Here is a 5,941-nt window from a genome sequence, read left to right on the forward strand (position 1 = left end):
GATGCCGGGCGGGCGCATCGCGACGCTCGTCGGGTACGGCCCGAAGTCCGGTGCCGCGAAGCGCCGTGCGCGCAAGGACGCTCCGGCTCCTGCCGCAGCTCCGGCGGCGGCCGTCGTGGCACCGCCCGCTCCTGTCGCTCCTCCGGCGCCCGTCGTCCAGGCTCCCGCTCCGGTCCAGGCCCCCGGCGGGTACGTGCCGCTGGCCAAGCCGCCGGTGCGCAAGCTGGCCAAGGACCTCGGCGTCGACCTGCACGCGTTGACGGGCTCGGGCCCCGGTGGCGTCATCACCCGTGAGGACGTCGAGACCGCCGTCGCCGCACCGGCCGCTCCCGCTCCGGTGCAGTCCTACGCGGACAACGGCTCGCGCGAACGCCGGGTGCCGATCAAGGGCGTCCGCAAGGCGACCGCGCAGGCGATGGTGGACAGCGCGTTCACCGCACCGCACGTCACCGAGTTCCTGACGGTCGACGTCACCCCGATGATGGAGCTGCGCGCGCGCCTGAAGAACGCGCCGGAGTTCCGCGGCGTGAAGCTGACCCCGCTGGCGTTCTGCGCCAAGGCCGTCATCCTCGCCGCCCGCCGCACCCCGGACGTCAACGCGACGTGGGACAGCGCGGCGAACGAGATCGTCTACAAGGACTACGTGCACCTGGGTATCGCGGCCGCGACGCCGCGCGGCCTGGTGGTCCCGAAGGTTCGCGACGCCGACCGCATGTCGTTGAAGGAGCTCGCGGTCGCACTGGACGAGCTCGCCACCGTCGCCCGCGACGGCAAGACGTCGCCGGCCGACATGATGAACGGCACCATCACGATCACCAACGTCGGCGTCTTCGGCGTCGACACCGGCACGCCGATCCTCAACCCCGGCGAGTCCGCGATCCTCGCCCTGGGCGCGATCCGCGACATGCCGTGGGTGGTCGACGGCGAGATCAAGATCCGCAAGATCTGCCAGCTCGCGCTGTCGTTCGACCACCGCGTGGTCGACGGCCAGCAGGGTTCGCAGTTCCTGGCCGACGTCGGCGCGCTGCTGGCCGAGCCGGGCATCGCGATGACCTACTGAGGTCCGCTCGCTCGAAGGCCCCCGCACTCCGGTGCGGGGGCCTTTTCGCTGTTCAACCACCTTTTCGGTGATTCAAGTTGACCCTCCAGCAACTGGAGACTGCACAGTTGTCCCCGTGACGCGCTACCAGATCGGCGAGCTGGCCAGGATGACCGGCCTCCCCGTCAGGACGATCCGGTTCTACTCCGACCAGGGCCTCATCCCGCCCACCGCGAGAACGGTCGGCGGCTACCGGACCTACGACGGCGAGGCGGTCGCCAAGCTCAAGCTCGTCCGCACCCTGCGGGACCTGGGTGTGGATCTGCCGACGGCCGGCCGGGTGCTGGCCCGCGAGGTGTCGGTGACCGACGTGGCGCGCACGCACGCGGACGCGATCGACGCGCAGATGAGGACGTTGCGGCTCAGGCGAGCCGTGCTGCGCGCCGTCGCCAAGGGAGGGGAGATGGAACTGATGAACGAGTTGGCACGCATGTCGGACGAGGAGCGCCAGCGCATCCTCGACGACTTCTTCGAGGAGGTGTTCGGGCCCTACGAGCTGGACCCGCGGTTCGAGCAGCACATGCGTTCCGTGCGCGTCGAGCTGCCGGACGACCCGACGACCGAGCAGCTGGAGGCGTGGGTCGAGCTCGCGAAGCTGGTGCAGGACCAGGACTTCCGCGCGGCGATCAAGCGGATGTCGGCCCAGCACGAGGAGCAGCGCCGCGCGGGCGTGGACATGGGTCCGCGGTCCGACGGGCAGCGGGAGGCGTTCGACTTCGCGATCTCCCAGGCCCGTGCGGCCCTGGACGCCGGCATCGCGCCGGGATCGCCAGAGGCCCGCGAGGTCGTGGCCCGCGTGAACGCCCGGTGGGCGGAGGCGCTGGACGTGCCGGACGACGAAGACCTCGTCGAGAAGCTGCGTTCGTACGCCGACTTCGCCGACCCGCGCGCCGAGCGCTACTGGGTCCTGCTCGCGAGGGTCAACGGCTGGCCCGGCGTGCCGGACACCTCGGCCGAGCGCACCTGGCTGCGCGAGGCGGGACAGCCGTTCGGCTAGACCCCTGACGCACCAACGGGAACCAGCTGGGCGCCCAGCTCGTTCCCTTGGCAACGAAGGGGGTTCGTGATGTCAGTTCTGTTCGAAATCCTGGGGAGCGTCATAGGCGAGGCCTTCGGGCCCTCGGGGGAAGACCACACGCGCGGCGACGCGGACGTGTTCCTCGACGGCGAGTGGCAGGAGGGAGAACTCTTCTTCGGCCCCACCAAGATCATCTGGGACGAGCGCATCGTCTTCAGCAACGCCGAGGGCCGCGTCGAGCAGGTCGTCGACCAGGACCCACCGCACCCGAACTTCGTGGTGTTGCACTTCCGCCGCCCCGACGACACGGTGCTGCTCGCCGTGCACCGCCGCGAGCTCAAGCGGGTGGGCGCGGTCCTGACCCTTCCCCTCTAGCTCGACTCGTCAGGCCGCCGGATCGCGGCGTAGAACAGCGAACCCCCGGCGAACGCGAGTGCGAGCCCGACCCACCCGCGCTGGTTCTCGACCGCGGAAGCGTCGACGTACTGCTCGGTGAGCAACGGGATCGCGAAGAGCAGAGCCCCGCCGAGGAACGCGATCGCCGTCACCACGCCGACCCAGGCCGGCCTGGCCAGCCCGCGGAAGCTGAACCCGCCCTTGACCATGATCCGCACGACCAGCATGAGGGCGACGGAGACCACCACGAGCACGACGTTCGCCGCCCGCGGCAACAAGGGACTGCCTGTCACGAAACCGGAAACGATGACGATGGCGTCGACGAGGATGACGAGAAGCGAGGCCCACTCCGGCCGCGACGGTTTCATGCGCCACGACAGTAGGGCCACGGCCCGGTGCACCGGGCGATAACGGACAAAGATCGGTGGCCCGCCGATCCCTGGACCGGCGGGCCACCTCAGCCGAGCATCACTTGATCTGCATGCCCGAGATCATCCGGGACACGACGAGCCGCTGGATCTCCGACGTGCCCTCGAAAATGGTGAAGATCTTGGCGTCCCGGTGCATCCGCTCCACCGGGTGGTCCCGCGTGTACCCGGCCCCGCCGAGGATGTGGATCGCCCGCTCGGTCGCCCACACCGACACCTCGGACGCCTTCAGCTTCGACATCGAGCCCTCGCCCGCGGTGAACGGCACGTTGTTGCGCCCCATCCACGCCGCCCGCCACACCAGCAGCCGGGACGCGTCGATCTCCATCCGCATGTTCGCGAGGTCGAACGCGATCGACTGGTTCTCGATGATCTTGCGGCCGAACGCCTCGCGGTCCTTCGCGTACTCCAGCGCGTAGTCGTAGGCGGCGCGGGCGACGCCCACGGCCATCGCGCCGACGGTCGGGCGCGTGGTCTCGAACGTCGCCATCGCGGCCTGGCCACCCGCGCGAAGGCCCTCGCGAGCCCGCGCGAGCCGGGCTTCCAGCCGTTCGCGGCCGCCCAGCACACACCGGCCGGGCACCCGGACGTCGTCCAGGAACACGTCGGCCGTGTGCGAGGCGCGCATGCCGTGCTTCTTGATCTTGCCCGGCGACGACAGGCCAGGGGTGCCGGGAGGAACGATGAAGCCGGCCTGCCCACGAGAGCCCAAGGAAGCATCGACCACAGCGGTGACCACGTGCACGTTCGCGATGCCGCCGTTGGTGGCCCACGCCTTCTGGCCGTTCAGCACCCACTCGTCGGTCGCCTCGTCGTACCGGGCGCGCGTGCGGTAGCCGGCGACGTCCGAGCCCGCCTGGGGTTCGGACGCGCAGAACGCGGCCAGCTTCGGGTCCGACTCGTCGCCGAAGCACTCCGGCACCCACTCGGCCAGCTGCTCGGGCTCGCCGCCCGCGAAGATGCCGGCGACGGCCAGGCCGGTGCCCATCAACGACAGCGCGATGCCCGCGTCACCCCAGAAGAGCTCCTCGGTGGCGATGGGCAGCGACAGGCCGATCGGGTCGGCGAACCAGGTCGCGAGGGCCTCGAAGCCGTAGAGGCCGATCTTCGCCGCCTCCTGGATCACCGGCCACGGCGTCTCCTCGCGCTCGTCCCACTCCGAGGCCGCAGGCCTGATCACGTCGCGAGCGAAGCCGTGGACCCAGTCGCGCAGGTCGGTCTGGTCTTCGTTCAGCTCGAGCGAGAAGCCACCCACTGCAAACCCTCCGTCAGGCCTTCGGGATGTTGAACAGGCTCATGAACCCGGCGGCGAACCCCAGGTCGCCCTTCACCTTCAGCTTGCCCGTCATGAACAGCACGGGCGCGGAGGCGTTGCCGGTCGCGAGCTTGAGGAAGTCGGCGGGCGTCAGCGTCACGACGGCACGGGCCTCGCGCGTCACGCCCTTGTTGATCGTGCACTCGGCGTTCTCGATGATGGCCTCGTACACGTCTTCCAGCACGTGGAAGTGCACAACAGCGCGAGTGGACCCTGCCCGGTCCGCGCGGAAGTGGACCTCCATGCGGCGGAACACCTCGTCCAGCACGCGTTCCCGCAGCGCCGCGTCGGCGACGACGGCCTCGATCTGGTCCTTCGAGGCGCGCGAGATGATGCGGGCGAAGTTCGACGGGTCCATCTTCGACAGGTCGAGGTCCGCGCCGCCGTCGGCCAGCCTGCCCAGGGCCCTGAGCAACGCCGCGAAGTCGTCCTTGCCCAGCTTCTTCGGGTCGATGCCGCGGGCGATGACGTCGATGTCGACGCCCTTCAGCGCGGGATCGTCCGGCGAGACCTGCTCCAGCGTGCTGATCAGCTCGGCCGGGCTGAGCTTGGCGATCGCCTCGGTGGTGAGGTCGAGCGTCATGGGACACCTCCTGGTACCTACTCGCGAGTAAGACTACTGGTGAGTAGATACGGCGGCAACCCGATCGGATAATCTTGCTGATCCGAACTGAGGGGTAGTGATGCGCACAGAAGGTCGAGCCAAGCGCTTGCCACGCGCGGTCCGCGAGCGGCAGATCATGGACGCCGCCATCGACGTGTTCTCGCGGCTCGGCTTCCACGCGGCTTCGATGGACGAGATCTCCGACGTCGCGGGCATCTCGAAGCCGATGCTCTACGCCTACCTCGGCTCCAAGGAGGAGCTGTTCGCGACGTGCATCCGGCGCGAGGCCACGCGGATGATGGAGGCCATCGCGACGGGCGTCGAGCCCGACCAGGAACCCGACGTGCAGCTGTGGAGCGGCCTGCGGGCGTTCTTCGGGTTCGTCGGCGAGAACCGGGCGAGCTGGCAGGTGCTGCACCGGCAGGCGTCCACTCAGGGCGGGCCGTTCGCCGTCGAGCTCTCCGACATGCGCGGCAGGGCGGTGTCGCTGGTCGCGGCGCTGCTCACCCAGTCGACGAAGGCGCCCGCGACCACGCTGGAGGCCGAGTCGCTGGCCGCCGCGCTGGTCGGGGCCGGCGAGTCGCTCGCGGAGTGGTGGCTCGACCACCCCGAGGAACCCGCCGGCGTCGTCGCCGCACGTCTCATGAACCTCGTCTGGATGGGCTTCGGCGACCTCGTCGACGGCAACGTCTGGCACCCGCCGTCACGGCGCTGAGGCGGTCCCCAGCAGGTGGGGTCCCTTGCCCCACACGGCGAACTCCCAGCCGCCGGCGTTCTCGCGGGCCGAAAACTCGACCCGGCCGGGGATGAACAGCGGTTTCTTGAACCGGACGTCGACGCTGACCGCCTCCGGCAGCCTGCCTTCCAGCGACGCGAGGCAGCGCGCCTTGGTCCACATGCCGTGCGCGATCGCGCGCCGGAAGCCGAACACCCTGGCACCCAACGGGTGCAGGTGGATCGGGTTCCGGTCGCCGGACACCGCGCCGTAGCGCCGGCCGATGTCCGCGGGCACCCGCCACACCGCCGAGCCGGTGGGGCGTTGCAGCTCCTCGCCGGAGCCCGACGCGCCACCGGTTCGCCG

General features: G+C 70.1%; 8 protein-coding genes. 4 read left to right on the forward strand and 4 right to left on the reverse strand.

Annotation, left to right across the window (positions count from 1 at the left end):
* From VF330_RS31255 to VF330_RS31265, 3 genes are all read left to right on the forward strand, one after another.
* The coding region (locus VF330_RS31255; protein ID WP_330855296.1) for a dihydrolipoamide acetyltransferase family protein at positions 1–1,060 on the forward strand (1,060 nt) is incomplete at its 5' end.
* Between the two features lie 115 nt (positions 1,061–1,175).
* Positions 1,176–2,096, forward strand: coding sequence for a MerR family transcriptional regulator (locus VF330_RS31260; protein ID WP_330855297.1), 921 nt, complete (start codon positions 1,176–1,178; stop codon positions 2,094–2,096).
* 69 nt (positions 2,097–2,165) lie between these two features.
* Positions 2,166–2,492, forward strand: coding sequence for a hypothetical protein (locus tag VF330_RS31265; RefSeq protein ID WP_330855298.1), 327 nt, complete (start codon positions 2,166–2,168; stop codon positions 2,490–2,492).
* Here the strand turns inward: VF330_RS31265 and VF330_RS31270 are convergent.
* The 3 genes from VF330_RS31270 to VF330_RS31280 all read right to left on the reverse strand — a co-directional run bounded on the left by VF330_RS31270 (position 2,489) and on the right by VF330_RS31280 (position 4,839).
* A complete protein-coding gene (locus VF330_RS31270) occupies positions 2,489–2,881 on the reverse strand; it encodes a hypothetical protein (RefSeq protein WP_330855299.1) in 393 nt (130 codons plus the stop codon). The two genes, VF330_RS31265 and VF330_RS31270, sit on opposite strands and share 4 nt — an antisense overlap.
* A gap of 100 nt (positions 2,882–2,981) precedes the next feature.
* Positions 2,982–4,196, reverse strand: a complete 1,215-nt coding sequence (locus VF330_RS31275; RefSeq protein ID WP_330855300.1) for an acyl-CoA dehydrogenase family protein — start codon at positions 4,194–4,196, stop codon at positions 2,982–2,984.
* A gap of 13 nt (positions 4,197–4,209) precedes the next feature.
* The gene (locus tag VF330_RS31280; RefSeq protein ID WP_330855301.1) at positions 4,210–4,839 is read right to left on the reverse strand and encodes an SCP2 sterol-binding domain-containing protein; all 630 of its coding nucleotides are present in this window, start codon (positions 4,837–4,839) and stop codon (positions 4,210–4,212) included.
* 100 nt (positions 4,840–4,939) lie between these two features.
* On the opposite strand from VF330_RS31280, the gene VF330_RS31285 reads away from it, so the two are divergent.
* Positions 4,940–5,575 (forward strand): TetR/AcrR family transcriptional regulator, encoded by a 636-nt coding sequence (locus tag VF330_RS31285; protein WP_330855302.1) that lies wholly within the window; start codon positions 4,940–4,942, stop codon positions 5,573–5,575.
* Here the strand turns inward: VF330_RS31285 and VF330_RS31290 are convergent.
* Positions 5,564–5,941, reverse strand: a 378-nt coding sequence (locus VF330_RS31290; protein WP_330855303.1) for a MaoC family dehydratase, incomplete at its 5' end; no start/stop codon positions are given. The genes VF330_RS31285 and VF330_RS31290 overlap by 12 nt on opposite strands.

This window comes from Lentzea sp., from assembly GCF_036380075.1.
Taxonomy (GTDB): Bacteria; Actinomycetota; Actinomycetes; order Mycobacteriales; family Pseudonocardiaceae; genus Lentzea.

Bases quoted from the DNA above. Each gene is read 5' to 3' on its own strand.
- VF330_RS31265 (WP_330855298.1), top strand. From the start codon at position 2,166: ATGTCAGTTCTGTTCGAAATCCTGGGGAGCGTCATAGGCGAGGCCTTC.
- VF330_RS31280 (WP_330855301.1), bottom strand. From the start codon at position 4,839: ATGACGCTCGACCTCACCACCGAGGCGATCGCCAAGCTCAGCCCGGCC.
- VF330_RS31270 (WP_330855299.1), bottom strand. From the start codon at position 2,881: ATGAAACCGTCGCGGCCGGAGTGGGCCTCGCTTCTCGTCATCCTCGTC.
- VF330_RS31285 (WP_330855302.1), top strand. From the start codon at position 4,940: ATGCGCACAGAAGGTCGAGCCAAGCGCTTGCCACGCGCGGTCCGCGAG.